This is a genomic window from Halomonas sp. (genome assembly GCF_033549285.1).
Classification (GTDB): domain Bacteria; phylum Pseudomonadota; class Gammaproteobacteria; order Pseudomonadales; family Halomonadaceae; genus Halomonas.
In genome coordinates this window covers 21,165-34,874 of record NZ_JAWSUJ010000018.1, presented here as the reverse complement: position 1 = coordinate 34,874, position 13,710 = coordinate 21,165, and the positions used below count along the sequence as shown (strand labels likewise).

Annotated in this window: 15 protein-coding genes; 1 reads left to right on the top strand and 14 read right to left on the bottom strand. The window is 64.9% G+C overall.

Annotated elements, in window-relative coordinates; all coding sequences use genetic code 11:
* Positions 1-24 precede the first annotated feature (24 nt).
* From SCI24_RS06125 to SCI24_RS06110, 4 genes are read right to left on the bottom strand one after another with little or no spacing between them, the layout of a single operon-like run.
* Entirely contained in the window at positions 25-771 is a 747-nt protein-coding gene (locus SCI24_RS06125; RefSeq protein ID WP_318724534.1) for a PilW family protein, read from the bottom strand.
* Entirely contained in the window at positions 768-1,259 is a 492-nt protein-coding gene (gene pilV / locus SCI24_RS06120) for a type IV pilus modification protein PilV (protein WP_318724533.1), read from the bottom strand. The genes SCI24_RS06125 and pilV overlap by 4 nt, the downstream gene beginning before the upstream one ends.
* Positions 1,260-1,275: 16 nt before the next feature.
* Positions 1,276-1,746 carry a GspH/FimT family pseudopilin gene (locus tag SCI24_RS06115; protein ID WP_318724532.1) on the bottom strand — a complete coding sequence of 157 codons (471 nt, stop codon included), beginning with the start codon at positions 1,744-1,746 and terminating at the stop codon, positions 1,276-1,278.
* A complete protein-coding gene (locus SCI24_RS06110) occupies positions 1,733-2,176 on the bottom strand; it encodes a type IV pilin protein (RefSeq protein WP_318724531.1) in 444 nt (147 codons plus the stop codon). The genes SCI24_RS06115 and SCI24_RS06110 overlap by 14 nt, the downstream gene beginning before the upstream one ends.
* 321 nt (positions 2,177-2,497) lie before the next feature.
* Here SCI24_RS06110 and SCI24_RS06105 point away from each other — a divergent pair, with 321 nt between their 5' ends.
* Positions 2,498-2,878 carry a hypothetical protein gene (locus SCI24_RS06105; protein ID WP_318724530.1) on the top strand — a complete coding sequence of 127 codons (381 nt, stop codon included), beginning with the start codon at positions 2,498-2,500 and terminating at the stop codon, positions 2,876-2,878.
* A 62-nt stretch (positions 2,879-2,940) separates the two neighbouring features.
* On the opposite strand, the gene SCI24_RS06100 is transcribed toward SCI24_RS06105, so the two are convergent.
* From SCI24_RS06100 to proB, 10 genes are all read right to left on the bottom strand, one after another.
* Positions 2,941-3,210, bottom strand: a complete 270-nt coding sequence (locus SCI24_RS06100) for a BrnA antitoxin family protein (RefSeq protein WP_318724529.1) — start codon at positions 3,208-3,210, stop codon at positions 2,941-2,943.
* Positions 3,188-3,463, bottom strand: a complete 276-nt coding sequence (locus SCI24_RS06095) for a BrnT family toxin (RefSeq protein ID WP_318724528.1) — start codon at positions 3,461-3,463, stop codon at positions 3,188-3,190. The genes SCI24_RS06100 and SCI24_RS06095 overlap by 23 nt, the downstream gene beginning before the upstream one ends.
* Before the next feature lie 375 nt (positions 3,464-3,838).
* Positions 3,839-4,792: a 4-hydroxy-3-methylbut-2-enyl diphosphate reductase gene (ispH, locus tag SCI24_RS06090; RefSeq protein ID WP_318724548.1), complete on the bottom strand. Its 954-nt coding sequence runs from the start codon at positions 4,790-4,792 to the stop codon at positions 3,839-3,841.
* A 258-nt stretch (positions 4,793-5,050) separates the two neighbouring features.
* Positions 5,051-5,512 (bottom strand): FKBP-type peptidyl-prolyl cis-trans isomerase, encoded by a 462-nt coding sequence (gene fkpB, locus SCI24_RS06085; protein ID WP_280553749.1) that lies wholly within the window; start codon positions 5,510-5,512, stop codon positions 5,051-5,053.
* An 89-nt stretch (positions 5,513-5,601) separates the two neighbouring features.
* A complete protein-coding gene (lspA, locus tag SCI24_RS06080; RefSeq protein ID WP_318724527.1) occupies positions 5,602-6,150 on the bottom strand; it encodes a signal peptidase II in 549 nt (182 codons plus the stop codon).
* A 22-nt stretch (positions 6,151-6,172) separates the two neighbouring features.
* The gene (gene ileS, locus SCI24_RS06075; protein ID WP_318724526.1) at positions 6,173-9,019 is read right to left on the bottom strand and encodes an isoleucine--tRNA ligase; all 2,847 of its coding nucleotides are present in this window, start codon (positions 9,017-9,019) and stop codon (positions 6,173-6,175) included.
* Positions 9,020-9,029: 10 nt separating this feature from the next.
* Entirely contained in the window at positions 9,030-10,076 is a 1,047-nt protein-coding gene (gene ribF, locus SCI24_RS06070; protein ID WP_318724525.1) for a bifunctional riboflavin kinase/FAD synthetase, read from the bottom strand.
* Positions 10,077-10,158: 82 nt separating this feature from the next.
* The gene (murJ, locus tag SCI24_RS06065; protein ID WP_318724547.1) at positions 10,159-11,682 is read right to left on the bottom strand and encodes a murein biosynthesis integral membrane protein MurJ; all 1,524 of its coding nucleotides are present in this window, start codon (positions 11,680-11,682) and stop codon (positions 10,159-10,161) included.
* A gap of 219 nt (positions 11,683-11,901) precedes the next feature.
* Positions 11,902-12,168, bottom strand: coding sequence for a 30S ribosomal protein S20 (rpsT, locus tag SCI24_RS06060; RefSeq protein ID WP_133482677.1), 267 nt, complete (start codon positions 12,166-12,168; stop codon positions 11,902-11,904).
* 380 nt (positions 12,169-12,548) lie between these two features.
* Complete coding sequence (gene proB, locus SCI24_RS06055) at positions 12,549-13,688, bottom strand: glutamate 5-kinase (RefSeq protein WP_318724524.1); 1,140 nt, start codon at positions 13,686-13,688, stop codon at positions 12,549-12,551.
* Between the last annotated feature and the right edge of the window lie 22 nt (positions 13,689-13,710).

Sequence of the window (13,710 nt, the reverse complement as noted above, 5' to 3'; positions counted from 1 at the left end):
ACCTGTTAAAGATCTTCATCCTTCTCAGTTCAGGCCGGCATTGACACTTGACAATGCCTTTATCCTATTAGTTATAACAAATTCAAAACGCTGAGCCTGATCATCTTCACTCAACGGAGGTAGCTCCAACTGCACACCAATGGTTGCCGTAGCTGCGCTCGCAGGCCTGGAAAAAAGTATACTTTCAATGCCACCGGCAACTGCAGAAGGCGCACTATAAGTAACACCGGAATGAGTAACTCCCGAAGGATAAATCTCAAATTCCTGCTCAGGATCTGGGGCAATACCATCAGCCTCAAGCCAACCACATCGGTAAGAGACCTTCAACTCTCCCGCGGCATCATCGAATTCATATCTTACATTATAGACATCGTCCACTCCGTCAATGAACGGGGCAATCTCGTCGGCGGAAGTAGAATTTTTACAATAGGGTATCCCCTCCCTTCCCCTTAGGCTCAAAGCATCGAAATACTCAATCTCAACCGCACTTCCTGAATCGACAACTCTGACTTCTGTTGATGCCGTATTCGGATTTTGTGAAGAAGCATTAAAAGCGGACCTTACGTCATCTGACATGACATCCACGACATAACGCAAAATTTCCTGCCTTTTAGCCAAAGCTTCCATTCTCTGGAAAGACTGAAGACCAGTGATAAAAACTTTTCCGGCACCCAGCAACACGATCAGCCCAATCAATAAGGCAACCATTAATTCGACAAGGGAAAAGCCTTTGTCTTTAGCCCCGAATTGACATAAATTATTATTTCTCATGGAACAATCTCTGCCGGAACAGCGGGAATCTTGACAACATACTTCAAAGTAGACACATCTTCGACACTACTGCTATTGTTACTTTGCAGCACAAAGCGCTCATCATCCCAGCTGATTACGATGTCAAAACGGCACTCGTCCCCAGCAACGCTCGTTGTGTTAGGCAACCCAATAACATTCAACCCCGGAAGATAAGTAATCCAGACATCATGCCAGTCGGGCCAATAATTACCAGCATCCCAGTCTTCCATCGAGACTATATCATCACATTTTCCATTTTTTTCAGAAGCCGAAGCCCACAGGCGCTCAACCGCATCCTGCGCCGCCAGTGTCGCCACTGACCTTTGATACGCTGCATGAGAACTCTGCATGGCTTTTATCTGCATAGCTGCCACACCGAGCAATCCAACGGCCAAAACCAAGATAGCCACCAAGGCCTCGATCAGAGTAAAGCCACAGGACTTTTTTTTCACTGAAAAAAACCTCAAACTAGAACTCCATTTTTCATTGGCGATTTATTCTTCCGGATGCTTCAACTTCCATTGTTTCTGATTTCTGATAGGAAACCGTCACCTCACAAGGATCATCAGAGCAATTTTCTCTGCGACCAAGCGGATTGAATGTTACAGAAAAATCACCTGATTTTGACTCTATAGCGACACGATTATCTCTCGCCTCCATCACTCTCAGTGTCGATACAGCGCCACTGGGGCCTGCCGTTACCTCGAGTTTCCATGGAACTGCACCAGACGCCGACATCACTACCGACACATCGGCTCTGCGTTTTACCGCTTCGCTGCGCGCATAATTCAACCCGGTCAGAATCTGATTATAATCCGCAGCGAAGCGGTTGCTGGCCACAAGGTTCTGAAAGCTTGGCACGGCGATGGTCGCCATGATGATGATGACGGCAATCGTCACCAACAACTCGATCAGGGTAAAACCCTTCAACTTCGTGACTTTACCAGCAGCCATCAGGTGTACTCCCGCGCTGGCCTGTCTGCTCCACCCAGAGTTCAGTACAAGCCACCTCATCTGAAGAGCCTGTGGCCTTTATCTTGAATGCCGATGTGCTCACGGCACCACTAGCATATGGGCTTATGCTATAAAAACCTTCTTCCGACGGAACATCAAACGTAACACAAGCACTACCATCGCCGGTCTTGGTATAGTCACTCGTCACCGTGTAACAACGTTCAAGCCGTCCGGCAATCTCCATCAACTTGGCTTGGCCATCACTGACGCGGGCTTCTTTTACATACTTCGTGTAGTTTGGATAAGCAATCGCCGCCAGGATTCCGATCACAGCAACCGCAATCAGCAGTTCGATCAGCGTAAAGCCGGCGCTGAGCCGGGGGCTGCCTGAAGGGCCCTGGGGCCTGGATTGTGTGCTCGTGGGCGTCACGCGGTGCGTCTCCCTGCGGGTCGAGGCATTTGTTTCAGTATGTATCAAGATGTGGCGTTTCGATAGGGTGAGGGTGCAAAAATGCCATGCTGCCCAGGTGAGCGGCTGCTTACGGGGTAGGCCTCGGCGGCCCCGGCAGGCTTGCCGGGCCCGCGCGTACGGGGCTGTCGCTGGCGCGGCTTGCCGCGACGGACCGGGCCCTGGCACACCAGCAAGAACACATAGGGTATATCAGGATATGAATTTAGCGTTTTTCATTATAACCAACATACTGTGCAAGGAGGCGCAAAACTCCCCCTCCCCTGACCCTCAGGCAGCACGATGCGACTCAACCCTTCCCTGCTGGTGCTGGCGGCCCTCGCCGCGGCGCTGGCCATCAACCGTTACTTCCCCCACGGCTACGGCACCATCCATCAGGGCATGGCCGGCGCCGGCACCGCCCTGGCCCAGGACAGCATCGCCGCGGCCACCATTCCGGCTGGCATGGCCTTCTACTCGCCGGAAGAGGAAGAGACCGTGCGCGGCGAGCCCCCCTGGGGCAGGGCCAGGAGATCCGGTGAGCTTGTACCAGCTGGGGGCCGCGCTGAGCCTGGGCTGGCAGTTCTGATTCACCATCGCTGCGCGATGGATCGCGCTGCAAGCCGGGACGCCGGACCGAGAGCTCCTACGAAACCCCTTCCCTCTACCCCCTCACCCATATGAAGAACGCCGCCGTCATTGGCATAACGGCGGCGTTCTCGTCTCGGCGCGGTGAATAACCGCTCTCATTCGTGGCCATGCTCCTTGATGTACTGCTTCAGGGCTTGATCGATGCGGCGCTGCCAGCCTTCTCCTTCCGCCTTGAAGTGGTCGATCACCTCCTGGGAAAGTCGAATCGACGTCTTCACCTTCGTCGGCGAGCGCTGCTTGCCTCGCTGGCCAATGGTGCGCTGCAGGTTGGCAGGCAGGGCCTCCGACATCGGGCGCATCCGCTTCACGTCGTCATCGGTAAGCTCGCGAACCTCCCCGTCCTTATCCGTGAGTCGCGTTTTCATAGCGGCGTACCTCCCTCGGGTTAGCCTTCCTCAGGCTGATGACTCGAATCCCGTCCTCGATCGGCGTAAAGCACACCACATGGACGCGCTGGCCAATTTTCCCCAATGCGACAAACCGCCGTTCGGGGTACTCGAAACGAGTATCTTCCGAGAAGAGCGCGCCCTCCCAGTCAAGGCGCTCTACCGCGGTGAACGGTATGCCGCGTTCCCGTTCGTTGCGAGCGCTCTTGGCGGGATCGAAGTCGATAATCATGAATTTTATTGTATAGACAAAAAGAGAAGACGGAAAGTTCAGGTACACCCATCAGCCCACATCATGATAGAGGAAGGAGAGTATCGAGAGAGGGCTGAGGTTTCAGGCGCTTGCAGGATCTGCGCGGTCGAGGGGGAGACGGGCAATACTGAGATAGAGGTTTCAATTCCAGCCGACACAGGCGGCGCCATCGCTGCGCGATGGATCGCGCTGCAAGCAGGAAAGAGCGCTCCTGCGGGGAGCACGAAATCCGCCATCGCTGCGCGATGGATCGCTCAGCAGCTGATCTCCCACGAAAACCTTCCCCTACGATGAAGAACGCCGCCGTCAGGTCCCTGACGGCGGCGTCTTAGTGTCCGCGGGGCGGGGAGCGCGTTACTCGCTGGCGATCACCCGCTCGCGCAGTTCGCGGGGCATGGAGAAGGTGATGGTCTCCTCGCGGCCGGCAAGCTCCTCGGGAGCCGTTGCCCCGAGCGCCTGCAGCCGCTCGATCACGCCCTTGACCAGCACCTCGGGAGCGCTGGCGCCGGCGGTGACGCCGATCACCCCGACTCCGTCGAGCCACGCCGGGTCGACCTGCTCGGCGCTGTCGACCAGGTAGGCCGGGGTGCCGACCCGCTCGGAGAGCTCGCGCAGGCGGTTGGAGTTGGAGCTGTTGGGGCTGCCCACCACCAGCACCAGGTCGGCGCCGTCCGCCAGCTCACGCACGGCGTCCTGGCGGTTCTGGGTGGCGTAGCAGATGTCGTCCTTGCGCGGCCCCTGGATCTCCGGGAACTTCTCGCGCAGGGCGTCGATCACCCGGGCGGTGTCATCCATGGAGAGGGTGGTCTGGGTGACGAAGGCCAGCTTGCTCGGGTCCTTCACCTCGAGACGCGCCACGTCGGCCTCGTCCTCGACCAAGTAGATCTGCCCGCCATGGGAGGTGTCGTAGCGCCCCATGGTGCCCTCCACCTCGGGATGCCCCTCGTGGCCGATCAGGATGCACTCCTGGCCACGGCGGGCGTAACGCAGCACCTCCAGGTGCACCTTGGTGACCAGCGGACAGGTGGCGTCGAACACCTTGAGGCCCCGGCGCTCGGCTTCCTCCTGCACGGCGCGGGAGACCCCGTGGGCCGAGAAGATCACGATGACGTCGTCGGGCACCTCATGGAGCTCCTCGACGAACACCGCCCCCCGCTCGCGCAGGCTGTCGACCACGAAGCGGTTGTGGACCACCTCGTGGCGCACGTAGATCGGCGGGCCGAAGACGTCCAGCGCGCCATTGACGATCTCGATGGCGCGGTCAACGCCGGCGCAGAAGCCGCGGGGGTTGGCCAGCTTGATTTGCATGGTGTCGGGTTGCATGGGGGCCTTGCCTTGATGCTCTTGCATCGATATCTCATTGAAAACGCTAGCGGTGCCTGTGGTGGCAGCGCCTGCCATAACGCCATTGTCATGTGCAGTGCCGCGCCCTTGGGGTCTGACCCCGCTTCTGCATATTACACCCACCATTTGATGGTACTGAGTCATCAACGACGTGGGGGTCAGACCCCAAGGGCTACGCCGAGCTCTAGGAGGGCCCAGGGCGTGCCCCCGAAGACATGTGCCTCAATGGGTGGTGGCGGGCTTCACGTCCAGTACCTCCACCTCGAAGGTCAGGGTACGCCCCGCCAGCGGGTGGTTGAAGTCCACTTCCACCTGCTCGCCCTCGATGTGCCTGATCACCCCTGGCAGCTCGCCGCCGGCGGCATCGGCGAAGGACATCACCATGCCCACCTCCGGCTCGTCGCTCTCGAAGTCGTCGCGCTTGAGCAGCTGGATGTTCTGGGGGTTGTGCTGGCCGAAGGCGTGCTCGGGGGTGATCTCGAAGCTGCCGGTATCGCCGCTCGCCAGCCCCTTCAGGGGATGCTCGAAGCCGGGCGGCAGGTTGCCGTCGCCCACCTGGAAGGTGGCGGGCGCCTTGTCACGGGTGGAATCCACCACGGTGCCGTCTTCCAGGCTGAGGGTGAAGTGCAGGGTCACTTCCATGCCCTCGTCGATGCGGAGGTCCTGGGATTCCTGGTTGCTCATGGCGTGTCTCTCGAAGCGTGCATGAAGTTTCACACATGAAGGTTGCGAAGGTGGTGGCGGCTTGGACGGCCGGGCGGCAAGCGGGTTCCTCAGCCACGCCGGCGGGCCCGTCGCCGCTCGGCGAACAGCGACTCCCAGATCAGGCCGATGGCCCCCAGGGTGATGCCGATGTCCGCCACGTTGAAGGCCGGGTAGTACCAGCCGGCCACGTGGAAGGAGAGGAAGTCCACCACGTAGCCGTGCACCAGCCGGTCGTAGAGGTTGCCCAGCGCCCCGCCGATGATCAGCGCCAGCGACACGGCCAGCAGCGTCTCGTCGCGCCTGAGGCGGCGCATCCAGACCGTCAGGCCGATGCTCGCCCCCACCGCGATGGTGGCGAAGAACCAGCGCTGCCAGCCGGGATGCCCGGCCAGGAAGCTGAAGGCGGCGCCGGTGTTGTGCAGCAGCGTCAGGTCGAAGAACGGCAGCACTTGCACCGGCCGGGCGTAGTCGAGCAGGCCGCTGGCGGCATACTTGGTGCCGAGATCCAGCACGATCACCGCCAGCGCCAGCCACAGCCAGCGCAGGGGGCGGTCCATGGGCGCGGCCTCGGGCCGGCCGCTCTTGTCGCTCATGCTCGCCTCGCTTCCCTCGGACATCGCCATCTCCTCGTGCCGGCCGTCAGGCATACTGCCGCGTCTCGCCGGGGCCGTCCGGCAGGTTGCTGATGCAGCGCCCGCAGAGGTCCGGATGCGCCGGGTGGGTGCCCACGTCCTCGCGATGGTGCCAGCAGCGCTCGCACTTGTTGTTGGGGCTCTCGACCACGGCCACCTTGAGCCCCTCGAGCTCGGTGGCCTCGGCGCCCTCTCCTTCACCCTCGGCCTCGCCGAGCGGCTTGAGCGTCACCTCGCTGGTGAGCATCACGAAGCGCAGCTCGTCGCCCAGCTTGGCGAGCGTGGCCTGCAGGGCGTCGTCCACGTAGAGGGTGACCTCGGCGGCCAGGCTGCCCTTGATGGTCTTGGCGTTGCGGGCGTCCTCCAGGCACTTGTTGACCGCCTGCTTGACCTCGAGCACCTGCTCCCAGAAGTCGCGGCCCAGGGCGGCGTCATCGGCGAGCGTCTCGAGGCCCGTGTAGTACTCGGCGAGCAGCACGCTGTCGCCGCGCTTGCCCGGGATGTTCTCGTAGATCTCCTCGGCGGTGAACGAGAGGATCGGCGCCACCCAGCGCACCAGCGCCTCCACCACGTGGTAGAGCGCGGTCTGGGCGCTGCGGCGCGCCACGGAGTCGGCCTGGGTGGTGTACTGGCGATCCTTGATCACGTCCAGGTAGAAGCCACCGAGCTCCCGGGCGCAGAAGCCGTGCACCTGCTGGTAGACGTCGAGGAAGCGGTACTCCTCGTAGGCGGTCTCGATGCGCGCCTGCAGCTGGGCGGCGCGATCCACCACCCACTGGTCCAGGGCCAGCATCTCGCCGAAGGGCAGCGCGTCGCGCTCCGGCTCGAAGCCGTTGAGGTTGGCGAGCAGGAAGCGCGAGGTGTTGCGGATGCGCCGGTAGACGTCGGCGGTGCGCTTGAGGATCTCGTCGGAGACGGCCATCTCGCCGGAGTAGTCGGTGGAAGCCGCCCACAGGCGCAGGATGTCGGCGCCGAGCTTGTCCATCATCTCCTGGGGCGCCACCACGTTGCCCACCGACTTGGACATCTTGCGGCCCTGGGCGTCCACGGTGAAGCCGTGGGTGAGCAGGCCGCGATACGGCGGGTGGCCGTCGATGGCGCAGCCGGTCAGCAGCGAGGAGTGGAACCAGCCGCGGTGCTGGTCGGAGCCCTCCAGGTAGAGGTCGGCGATCGGGCCCTGCTCGTGGCCGTGGGGGTGCGAGCCGCGCAGCACGTGGCGATGGGTGGTACCGGAGTCGAACCAGACGTCCAGGGTGTCGGTGACCTTGTCGTAGTCGGCGGCCTCCTCGCCCAGCAGCTCCGCCGGGTCGAGGCGGAACCAGGCGTCGATGCCCTCCCGCTCCACGCGCTGGGCGGCCTCTTCCATCAGTTCGATGGTGCGCGGATGCAGCTCGCCGGTGGCCTTGTGCAGGAAGAAGGGGATCGGCACGCCCCAGTTGCGCTGGCGGGAGATGCACCAGTCCGGGCGGTTGGCGATCATGCTGTGCAGGCGCGCCTTGCCCCAGGCCGGCGTGAAGGTGGTCGCCTCGATGCCCTCCAGGGCCCGCTCGCGCAGGGTCCTGCCGTGACTGCCCTGCACGTCCATGCCCACGAACCACTGGGCGGTGGCGCGGTAGATCACCGGCGTCTTGTGGCGCCAGCAGTGCATGTAGCTGTGAGTGATCGGCTCGTGATGCATCAGCGCCCCGACCTCGCGCAGCTTCTCGACGATACGGGGGTTGGCCTTCCAGATCATCTGGCCGCCGAAGTAGGGCAGGTCCTCGGCGTAGACGCCATTGCCCTGCACCGGGCTCTCGATCTCCTCGAAGGCCATGCCGTGCTCGCGGCAGGTGACGAAGTCATCCATGCCGTAGGCGGGGGCGGAGTGGACGATGCCGGTGCTGCCCACCTCGGCCTCGACGTAGTCGGCGAGATACACCGGCGAGAGGCGCTCATAGAAGGGGTGGCGGAAGCGGATACCGTCGAAGGCCTCGCCCTTGGCGGTGGCGATCACCTCGCCCGTGAGGCCGAAGCGCTCCAGGCACGACGCCACCAGTTCCTCGGCCAGCACCAGCAGCCGCTCGCCGGTGTCCACCAGGGCGTAGGTGAACGCCGGGTGCATGTTGAGCGCCTGGTTGGCGGGGATGGTCCAGGGCGTGGTGGTCCAGATGACGATGGCGGCGGGCTTGGCGAGGGCCTCGAGGCCGAAGGCAGCGGCCAGGCGGTCGGCATCCTCCACCGGAAAGGCCACATCGATGGCGTCGGACTTCTTGTCGGCGTACTCCACCTCGGCCTCGGCCAAGGCCGAGCCGCAGTCGAAGCACCAGTTGACGGGCTTGAGCCCCTTGAACACGTAACCGGCTTCGACCATGTCGGCCAGCGCGCGGATCTCGCCGGCCTCGTTGGCGAAGTCCATGGAGCGGTAGGGGTTGTCCCAGTCGCCGATCACGCCCAGGCGCACGAAGTCGGTGAGCTGCTTCTGGATCTGCTCGGCGGCGTACTCGCGGCACAGCTCGCGGGCACGCGCCGGCTCGAGGTGCTTGCCGTGGGTGGTCTCCACCTTGTGCTCGATGGGCAGGCCATGGCAGTCCCAGCCGGGCACGTAGGGGGCGTCGAAGCCGGCCAGGTTCTTCGACTTGACGATGATGTCCTTGAGGATCTTGTTGACGGCGTGACCGATGTGGATGCTGCCGTTGGCGTAGGGAGGGCCGTCGTGCAGCACGAACAGCTCCCTGCCCCGGCGCTCCTCGCGCAGGCGATGGTAGAGGTCCATCTCCTTCCACTGCGCCACCCGGGCGGGCTCCTTTTTCGGGAGCATGCCACGCATGGGGAAGTCGGTTTCTGGCAGGTTCAGAGTGTGCTTGTAGTCGCTCATATCCTGGGGGTCAGCCGTCGTCGTGGTCGGCGGGCGCACCCGCCGAGGAATCGGAAGTCACGGCCTCGCGCGCCAGCGGCGCCGATGCCAGAGGAAGATCATCACCGTCGCCGGCCTGTCGGTCGGCGGCGTGGTTCGCGAAGTAGGCGCGGGCCCGCTTGAGGTCGAGACCGATCTGGTGCTTGAGGGCCGCGAAGTCGTCGAACTTGACCTCGCCGCGCAGCTTGGCGCAGGGGAACACCGTCAGGCGCCGGCCGTAGAGGTCGCCGTCGAAAGCGAAGAGGTGCACCTCGAGCACCGGCCGCTCGCTGCCCACCGTGGGGCGCCAGCCGATGTTGGCCACGCCGGGCAGGCGGCGCCCGTCGGGGAGTTCGCTGACCACCGCATAGACACCCTGCAGGGCCAGCGACAGGGCCGGCTGCGGCAGGTTGGCGGTGGGCACGCCGATGGTGCGGCCCAGCTGCCGGTCGGGCACCACCCGGCCGCCCAGCCGGTAGGGGCGGCCCAGCAGGCGCGCCGCGGCGGCGAAGTTGCCGCTGGCCAGCAGGGTGCGCACCCGGGTGCTGGAGACCCGTTCGTCGTCGACGGTGAAGGTGCGGGTGTGCTCGACGCCGAAGCCGCGGGTCTCGCCCACCTCGGTGAGCAGGTGGAAGTCGCCGCGGCGGTCGCAGCCGAAGCGGAAGTCGTCCCCCACCACCAGGTGGCGCACGCCCAGGCCACCCACCAGCACCTGCTCGATGAATTCCAGGGCGGTCAGGCTGCGCAGGGCATCGTTGAACGGCAGGCAGAGGATGCGATCGACCCCGCACTCGCCGAGCAGCGCCACCTTGTCGCGCAGCCGGGTCAGCCGCGGCGGCGCCTGGTCGCCGGCGAAGAACTCCCGGGGCTGGGGCTCGAAGACCACCACCGTGACCGGCAGGCCGAGCCGGGCGGCCTGCTCGCGGCACTGGTCGAGGATCGCCCGGTGGCCGCGGTGCACGCCATCGAAGTTGCCGATGGTGGCCACGCAGCCGCGATCCTCGTCACGCAGGTTGTGCAGTCCTCGAATCACTCGCATGGGCGTCATCACGCTGGGAAATAAAGTCCACGATTATAACGGACCGGGGGCCCCTTGACAGCCGGCGCGGCTTGGTCTTTGTCTACCCCTTCATCCGAAAATGACGAAGCCGCACCCCGAAGGCCGCCAGCCAGGCGAAGTAGACCACCACCCCGGCCGAGACCAGCACCGCCAGCCAGCCGGCGCGGGTCCAGACGCTCCACTCGAGCCAGGCCTGCCAGTCGGGCGAGAGCCACCAGAGCCCCAGGCCCATCACCGTGCAGCCGCCGAGCAGCTGTACCGCATAGCGCCCCCAGCCGGGCTGGAAGACCAGCACGCCCTGCTTCCTGAGCAGCCAGCCCAGCAGGCCGGCGTTGAGGAAGGCCGATAGCGCCGTGGCCAGCGCCAGGCCGGCATGGGCCAGCGGCCAGATCAGGATCAGGTTGAAGACCATGTTGGCGACCATGGCGATGATGCCGACCTTCACCGGCGTGGCGGTGTCCTGGCGGGCGAAGAAGCCCGGCGCCAGCACCTTGATCAGCATAAAGGCCACTAATCCAAACGCATAAGCTCGAAGGCTCATCGCCGCCATGGCGATGTCGCGCTCGGTCATGGCGCCGTAGTGGAACAGCGAGATCAGCAGCGGCTCGGCGAGCACGGCCAGGGCCAGGGCGGCCGGCAGGCCGAGCAGCAGCACGGCGCGGATCGCCCAGTCGAGCATGGCGGCGAAGTGCTCGCCGGACTGCTCGGCATGGCGCTTGGAGAGCGCCGGCAGGATCACGGTGCCGATGGCGATGCCGAACACCCCCAGCGGCAGCTCCACCAGGCGGTCCGAGTAGTAGAGCCAGGAGACGCTGCCTGCCGCCAGCAGCGAGGCCAGCACGGTGTCGAGCAGCAGGTTGATCTGCGACACCGAGACGCCGAACAGCGCCGGCGCCATCAGCCGCAGGATGCGCCGCACGCCGCTGTGGGCGAAGTCGGGCCAGGGCCGCGGCAGCAGCCCCAGCCGCGCCAGGAAGGGAACCTGGAAGGCCAGCTGCGCGCCGCCGGCGATCAGCACGCCCCAGGCCAGCGCCATGGCCGGCTCCTCGAACAGCGGCGTGAGCAGCACCGCCGCACCGATCAGCGAGAGGTTGAGCAGCACCGGGGTGAAGGCCGGCACGGCGAAGCGGTTCCAGGTGTTGAGCGTGCTGCCGGCGAAGGCGGTGAGCGAGATCAGCAGCAGGTAGGGGAAGGTCAGCCGCAGCATGTCGGCGGTCAGCGCCAGCTTCTCCGGGTCGCGGCCGAAGCCGGGCGCGAAGGCCCACACCAGCCAGGGCGAGGCCAGCATGGCCAGCGCCGTGATCAGCGCCAGCACCGCCGTGAGGCTGCCGGCCACCGCATCGAGCAGCTCCTTCACCTCGCGCTTGCTGCCGCGGGTGGCATATTCCGAGAGCACCGGCACGAAGGCCTGGTTGAAGGCCCCCTCGGCGAACAGGCGGCGCAGGAAGTTGGGGATCTTGAAGGCGACGAAGAAGGCGTCGGCCCCGTTACCGGCGCCGAACAGGGTGGCGATCACCACGTCGCGCGCCAGCCCCATCACTCGCGAGAGCATGGTCATCACGCTGACCACCAGGCCGGAGCGCATCAGGCCACCCGCCTTGGGCGCCACCGCGCGGTCCTGGTCGTCGACGGCCGGCGGGCGGGGCGGACCGTCAGGCGTCTGGCGTTCGTCGTCCCGGGGCTCGGGGGACTGGTCGTGATCCGTCACCGTCTGTTCCTCGTTCGGCGCCGCGGCGGGCGCTCGGCAAGAATCGCGGACACAAAAAAACCGGCCGCAGCCGGTTTTTCTGCTGGCGCTCCCGACTTACGCCGCGAGAGCCTTGATACGCTTGTTCAGGCGGCTCTTCAGGCGCGCGGCCTTCTTCTTGGAGAGCACGTCCTTGTCGGCGATGCGGTCGATGACCGGCTGCGCCTGCTTGAAGGCGTCCATGGCCTGGGCGTGGTCACCGCCGTTGATGGCCTTGATGACGCGCTTGATGTAGGTACGGACCATGCTGCGCTGGCTCGCCTTCAAGACACGACGACCTTCCGCCTGACGGGCACGCTTGCGGGCTTGCTTGCTGTTCGCCACTGACTGTCTCCTTGGAGAAAGTTGTGGTCGCCATCTGCGGGCGACACTTGATAACTGTATGATCCAACAGGGAAATAAAAAATCCCCGCCGGCCTGGCCATGTTGCCGGCTGCGCCATCGAGCGCAGTCGCTTAGGGGCCGTGTCTGAGAGGATGGCGTATCCTATCACGCCAGCCCCGTGCTTGCCATAGTTCCTGCAATGGTGCAGGACGCTCGCAGATCGCAGCCTTACCCGGGGCTGATCCGGCGGCAGGCCTACGAGGAGGCGCTGTAAACCCCTCCCTGGGCGCTACCGATGCCGTCCCTGGCATAGGACCTCCTCTACGACCTGCCGCCGGCGCCCCTCGCACTAGTCAACTGCGATACCCCCGGCGGTAACACTAGAGCACCACCAGGTTGTCGCGGTGGATCAGCTCCGGCGCCTCCATGTAGCCGAGGATGGCCTCGATCTGGTGGCTGGGCTTGCCGACCAGCAGGCGGGCCTCGTCGGCGCCGTAGTTGACCAGCCCCTTGGCCACACGCTGCCCCTGGTCGTCGACGCAGAGCACCATGTCGCCGCGGCGGAACTGGCCGCTGACCGCGGTCACCCCCACCGCCAGCAGGCTGGAGCCGCTGCCCTTCAGCACCTTCACCGCGCCGGCATCCAGGGTCAGGCTGCCGCGCACCTGCAGCTGCCCCGCCAGCCAGCGCTTGCGCGCCGCCATGGGGGCCTGCTCGGGCAGCAGCAGGGTGCCCAGCCGCTCGCCCTCGGCCAGCCGACCGAGCACGTCCGGCTGGCGACCGCTGGCGATCACCGTGACCGCGCCGGAGCGGGCCGCCAGCTGGGCCGCGCGCACCTTGGTAGTCATGCCGCCACGGCCGAGCGCCCCGCCGCCGCCGGCCACCGCGGCCAGGCTCGGGTCATCCGCGCGCCCCTCGGCGATCAGTCGCGCCTCGGGGTTCGAGCGCGGGTCGGCATCGAACAGCCCTTCCTGGTCGGTAAGGATCACCAGGGCATCGGCTTCCAGCAGGTTGGCCACCAGGGCGCCCAGGGTGTCGTTGTCGCCGAAGCGGATCTCGTCGGTGACCACGGTGTCGTTCTCGTTGACCACCGGCACCACCCGCAACGCGACCAGGGTCCGCAGCGCCGACCGGGCATTGAGGTAACGCTTGCGGTTGGAGAGGTCGTCGTGGGTGAGCAGGATCTGGGCGGTGAGCAGGCCGTGGCGAGCGAAGTGGCCCTCGTAGCACTCGGTAAGGCCGTTCTGGCCCACCGCCGCCGCGGCCTGGAGCTCGTGGACGGCCGAGGGGCGGGCCTGCCAGCCCAGGCGCACCATGCCGGCGGCCACCGCCCCGGAGGAGACCAGTACCACCTCGATGCCACGCTTGTGCAGCGCGGCAATCTGGTCCACCCAGCCGCCGATGGCCGCCTCGTCGAGGCCGCGGCCGTCGTTGGTCAGCAGCGCACTGCCGATCTTCACCACCACCCGGCGGGCACGCTTCAGGGCCTCGCGGCCGACTACCTGCTCGTTGCTTTCCATCCTTTCCTCGGTTCACCCCTCA

What these genes read in the sequence shown, in the direction of transcription:
- SCI24_RS06125 (WP_318724534.1), bottom strand. Translation starts at nt 771, where the DNA reads ATGAGAAATAATAATTTATGTCAATTCGGGGCTAAAGACAAAGGCTTT.
- SCI24_RS06115 (WP_318724532.1), bottom strand. Translation starts at nt 1,746, where the DNA reads ATGGCTGCTGGTAAAGTCACGAAGTTGAAGGGTTTTACCCTGATCGAG.
- SCI24_RS06105 (WP_318724530.1), top strand. Translation starts at nt 2,498, where the DNA reads ATGCGACTCAACCCTTCCCTGCTGGTGCTGGCGGCCCTCGCCGCGGCG.
- SCI24_RS06100 (WP_318724529.1), bottom strand. Translation starts at nt 3,210, where the DNA reads ATGAAAACGCGACTCACGGATAAGGACGGGGAGGTTCGCGAGCTTACC.
- SCI24_RS06095 (WP_318724528.1), bottom strand. Translation starts at nt 3,463, where the DNA reads ATGATTATCGACTTCGATCCCGCCAAGAGCGCTCGCAACGAACGGGAA.
- ispH (WP_318724548.1), bottom strand. Translation starts at nt 4,792, where the DNA reads ATGCAAATCAAGCTGGCCAACCCCCGCGGCTTCTGCGCCGGCGTTGAC.
- fkpB (WP_280553749.1), bottom strand. Translation starts at nt 5,512, where the DNA reads ATGAGCAACCAGGAATCCCAGGACCTCCGCATCGACGAGGGCATGGAA.
- lspA (WP_318724527.1), bottom strand. Translation starts at nt 6,150, where the DNA reads ATGTCCGAGGGAAGCGAGGCGAGCATGAGCGACAAGAGCGGCCGGCCC.
- ileS (WP_318724526.1), bottom strand. Translation starts at nt 9,019, where the DNA reads ATGAGCGACTACAAGCACACTCTGAACCTGCCAGAAACCGACTTCCCC.
- ribF (WP_318724525.1), bottom strand. Translation starts at nt 10,076, where the DNA reads ATGCGAGTGATTCGAGGACTGCACAACCTGCGTGACGAGGATCGCGGC.
- murJ (WP_318724547.1), bottom strand. Translation starts at nt 11,682, where the DNA reads ATGCGCTCCGGCCTGGTGGTCAGCGTGATGACCATGCTCTCGCGAGTG.
- proB (WP_318724524.1), bottom strand. Translation starts at nt 13,688, where the DNA reads ATGGAAAGCAACGAGCAGGTAGTCGGCCGCGAGGCCCTGAAGCGTGCC.